Source organism: Mesorhizobium sp. M7A.F.Ca.US.014.04.1.1 (assembly GCF_003998745.1).
Taxonomy (GTDB): domain Bacteria; phylum Pseudomonadota; class Alphaproteobacteria; order Rhizobiales; family Rhizobiaceae; genus Mesorhizobium; species Mesorhizobium ciceri.
The window spans coordinates 1-4,188 of the sequence record NZ_RZRW01000498.1; the positions used below are offsets into that span (position 1 = coordinate 1).

The 4,188-nt window shown below is 61.6% G+C and carries 2 protein-coding genes, 1 tRNA gene and 2 pseudogenes; 2 read left to right on the forward strand and 3 right to left on the reverse strand.

Annotated elements, in window-relative coordinates; translation table 11 throughout:
• Together EOA22_RS39075 and EOA22_RS26025 are read left to right on the forward strand one after the other, a co-directional pair.
• Positions 1-172: pseudogene (locus EOA22_RS39075) on the forward strand (LacI family transcriptional regulator); the annotation flags it as partial.
• 970 nt (positions 173-1,142) lie between these two features.
• Positions 1,143-1,535, forward strand: a complete 393-nt coding sequence (locus tag EOA22_RS26025; protein WP_013528384.1) for an MAPEG family protein — start codon at positions 1,143-1,145, stop codon at positions 1,533-1,535.
• Between the two features lie 364 nt (positions 1,536-1,899).
• On the opposite strand, the gene EOA22_RS26035 is transcribed toward EOA22_RS26025, so the two are convergent.
• The 3 genes and pseudogenes from EOA22_RS26035 to EOA22_RS26050 form a co-directional block, all read right to left on the reverse strand.
• A tRNA-Arg gene (locus tag EOA22_RS26035) sits at positions 1,900-1,976 on the reverse strand.
• Between the two features lie 132 nt (positions 1,977-2,108).
• A complete protein-coding gene (locus EOA22_RS26040) occupies positions 2,109-3,035 on the reverse strand; it encodes a DUF1003 domain-containing protein (protein WP_063169764.1) in 927 nt (308 codons plus the stop codon).
• A gap of 692 nt (positions 3,036-3,727) precedes the next feature.
• Positions 3,728-4,188: pseudogene (locus EOA22_RS26050) on the reverse strand (D-alanyl-D-alanine carboxypeptidase); the annotation flags it as partial.

Consider the following 4,188-nt stretch of genomic DNA (forward strand, 5'->3'; position numbering starts at 1 on the left):
AGGCCATCTTTTCCCGCCGCTGACGACCTCGATCCTGCCGCACATGGCGATGGGCCAATGGGCGATCGAACAGCTGGAAGCGCCGGCGGCGCCTGGACGGGGGCGGTATCCGATCACGAAGCTGGAGTGTCCGCTGGTGGAGCGGGAGAGTGTACGGGGGGTGGTAGGGTAACGCGACTCGGCGGGCCCGCGCTGGCTTACCTTCGACCGTTAGGGAAACCTGACCAGTGGGACGAAGAGCTGATGGCTGCAATGCAGACGATTCTTGCGCGGAAGGGGGTCAAGGTCGAAGTCTGAGACATTCATTCCCATTGGTGCAACAGACCGGCACGGTTGCGAATTTGGGGTTGGACACGCCGTGCCGGCCAGTGCTGGACACCCCAGCCCGATTACGCTACCGGCACAACAGGAATCCAGCAATTAAGCCTGATGGTCTAGATCGCGAGTGCAGAGCCTGTTCTCGCGCTTCAGGGAGCCCTTTTACCACGGGCATTACTTCTCCTCCGGGCAGTCCAGCAGCTTCGCATGGCGATGCATTTCTTCGCACCCGTCCGACAAGGCGGGCTTGAACCATTCCGCTTTGTCTTTCTTCAGGCCTTCGGCACTGGTCCGCTAACCTTGCCCTGCACGCGGTCCCACAGGCAGTTGCGTCTGCCGAACTTGAAATTGAGGTTGACGGTGCCGACTTGCGGAATCGGCTGTCGTTTCCTGGAGAAAGCAAAAAGCCCGCCACCTTTCGGCAGCGGGCTTTCCAAAACTGTAACTCTCTTGGTTAATCGATAATCCCGGATGAGCTGGGCGAAGCCGTCACTGACGACAGTCGCTCACGCTTCGTGAAAACGGGCTTCTGATAGATTTTCTTCATCGACATTCCCCTTTGCCAATAATGTGTCACTCTTTGCCTTCCGCCGGGCAGCGTGTCAATCGCGCACGGCGGTATGCCGATGGCCATCACCGCCTCCACGGAAGGGACGCTGATGGCATAACTTGCCCATCGTTTTCGGGTGATTAACAAAAAGGGCAATTATATAACTGACAACCCCGCTCTTATTGGCGCTGGTTGTCAGGAAAGATCTGCCTGCGCCTTGCCCTTGCCGATAACCTTTGCTTGCCTACTGTCCCGACCATGAGAGGAGGCAAACATGGAACGGCTTTACCCGGTAGCTCTCGTGACGCTGTTTTGTAGCTTGATGATATTCGGAATGGCGGTGACGGTCGCGAGAACCCACAAGAAGACTGGCATACTGGCGCCCGCAATGACCGGCGACCCGCTCCTTGAACGAACCATCCGGGCACATGCCAACGCGGTGGAATGGTTTCCTATCTTTATGCCGTCGATGTGGCTGTTCGCGATCTACTGGAATGCCGCGTGGGCTTCCGGCCTTGGGCTGCTCTGGATGATAGGTCGGATTGCATATTTCGTAGGGTATCGCACCGCGCCCTTGAAGCGCTATCCCGGCTTCTTCGTCCAGTCGATTGCAGCCTTCGCGCTGCTTTTTGGCGCTCTGGGCCGGATCATCTATCTGATGCTCTAGGCGCTCCCCAGCCGCGGGAGAACGGCACGGTACCTCATAAGCGGAGATAGGGCGCACTCCCTCCGATCGGTGTCGGGTCGGTAATATTGCTGGACGCGTTCGAGGGGCGCCAAATGCTCATCGCCTCCTATTACATGTGGTTCGACGGCCGGCCGGCAGCCGAGCAATGAGGGGTGTACCTTCTTCACGACGCAGGTGGCCCATTCGCGGGCTCGCGACGCCCTCGCCGCCGAACGCTGGCGGTTGCCCTGGCTGGCGGTTGAGAAGAATTATGCCTTTGAAGGGCTGAAGGGCCGCGTGAGCCTGCTCGACCGCAAAGCTGCCAACGACAAACGCAGTGCCCCGAAACGGACCTACATGGAACTGGCGCACCCGACAGGATTCGAACCTGTGACCTCTGCCTTCGGAGGGCAGCGCTCTATCCAGCTGAGCTACGGGTGCTTTCCGGAATCCGGAAAACGAACCAGCCGGTGAACCGGCAAGTCACGGCTTCTTAGCGGAAGCGGGCGCGGGCTTCAACGGGCAATTGGCGATTGGCGTAGCGACTTGGGCCGGGTGCGTCCAGGCTGCGGCCTACGAGGTTCCCGCCCCCGCCTTCACCGTCCGCCTTCCACGCACCGCCCGCTTCGGCTTCTTGGCGCCCGCCAGTTCGTGCATCGCGTCCAGCTGCATCTGCTGCATTTCGGCGAGCCGCGTCCATTGGCGCGAGATGAGGTAGTCGAGCTTTTCGTGCAGATGGCGCACTTCGAGCTCGGCCTTGAGGTTGACGCGGTAGTCGTTGAAGGAGCGCAGGCGGTCCTTGGACTCCTGCCGCCGCTGGCTCATCATGATGATCGGCGCCTGGATGGCGGCAATGCAGGAGAGCAGCAGGTTGAGCAGGATGAAGGGGTAGGGATCGAAGGCGCTCGACATGCCGGCGACCAGATTGATGCCGATCCACACCAGCAGCACGCTACCAAACGAGATCAGGAACCACCAACTGCCGCCGAAGGCCGCCATGTTGTCGGAGACGCGGTCGGCGAAGGTGCGGTGCTCCTCGAATTCTTCTTCCGAGTTTTCGGAAATCGTGTCCTGCCTGGCGATCGATTCGACCACCTGACGGTCGAGCTCGGAGAATTCGCCGTGCTCCTGCTGCAGCAGCTCCTCCATATAGCGCATGCGGTAGCGGCCGAGCTCGGCGCGGCTGATGCGGGCGCCGGCCGGCAGGTCGGGATGGTCCGAGCGGATGCGGTCGGCGAGGCTCGGGCGCAGCGTGTCGATGCGCACCAGATCGCGCTTGCGGAATTTGCGGCCCGATATCGCCGACGGCTTTTTCTTCGGCTTGCCACGGTGGGCGCCGGGGCCTGCCGGTTCGGAGTCCGGCACTTCGGGCGTGTCGAAGTGTTCGTCCGATACCGGATCGGCCTCCAGCTCACCGACGATCGGCGCCTCGAAATACTCGCCGCCGTCATCGTTCTGATTGTCTGCCGCCTGTTCGGACGTTTTGGGGACGGTGCTCATGGTGGGCTCCTGAGGGTGCTGGGCGACGATAGACAGAGGTGGCGGCGCATAGCCAGCGCCGGGCACGGATTTCGCAGGCCGGACAAGTGTTTTTGATCGGAGAGGCGATGTGGCTGACGGCGGCTCGCCCCTCAGGGAGGGTGGAGACGTTCGAAATTGGCCGGAGCGGGAAGAACTTGCCCGATGTTTGCGCCAATCACCCCCCTCTGTCCTGCCGGACATCTCCCCCTCAAGGGGGGAGATTGGCTGTTGTCCCGGCTTTCGCCAATTTCCACCGTCACAGGAGTGAGCGGAGCGCCGAAGCTGCCAATCTCCCCCCTTGCGGGGGTTGAGGAGCGGTCCGCGCAGCGGGCGGAAAGCCAATTGCTTGGCTTTCCGAGCGACGAACATCCGGCAGGACAGAGGAGGGCGCTGTCCCGCCAACGTGCACAAGGTTCTGCAGGGCGGCGGGCAACAAAAAACCCGCCTTGCGGGCGGGTCACGTTTCCAGTCGATCAATTGGCGCGACTCAGCACCATACCGAAAATAGTAGCATAGCTGCCCTCAGGGTCAAGAAAAAATTCCTATCGATATCCATCCCCGCGCAGCCAAGCGCGATGCTTGCTACCGGCAGCTCGCCCTTCGCAGGCTCAGGGCGTTCGTCGTTCAAAAAGCCAAGCAATTGGCTTTTTGTCCGCTACGCGGACCACTCCTCACTGTTCCGCGAACATCAGCCTGGTCTTGGCGCCGTCCGTGGTCGGCGACAGGCTGCGCTGGATCAGCGCTTCGACATGGTCGTTGCGCTGGCGGGCTGAGTCGGCGCCCATCACCACGACGATCAAATTGCGGCCGTCGGCATTGTAGGAGGTGACGATGTTGAAGCCGGACGCCCTGATGTAGCCGGTCTTGATGCCGTCGACGCCGCGCACGCGGCCGAGCATGTCGTTGTGGCCGCGCACCAGCCGGCCGCGGAACATGAAGTCGCTTTCGGAGAAATAGTGGAACTGCTGGGGAAAGCGCTGATGCAGCGCCATGCCGAGCACCGCCATGTCGCGCGCCGTCGTCATCTGGCCATCGTCGGGCAGGCCCGACGCGTTGCGGAAGGTCGTGCTGGTCATGCCGAGCTGGCGCGCCTTGGATGTCATCATGGCGGCGAACTGATCCTCCGGGCCGC

Bases quoted from the DNA above. Each gene is read 5' to 3' on its own strand.
- EOA22_RS26025 (WP_013528384.1), top strand. From the start codon at position 1,143: ATGGAACGGCTTTACCCGGTAGCTCTCGTGACGCTGTTTTGTAGCTTG.
- EOA22_RS26040 (WP_063169764.1), bottom strand. From the start codon at position 3,035: ATGAGCACCGTCCCCAAAACGTCCGAACAGGCGGCAGACAATCAGAAC.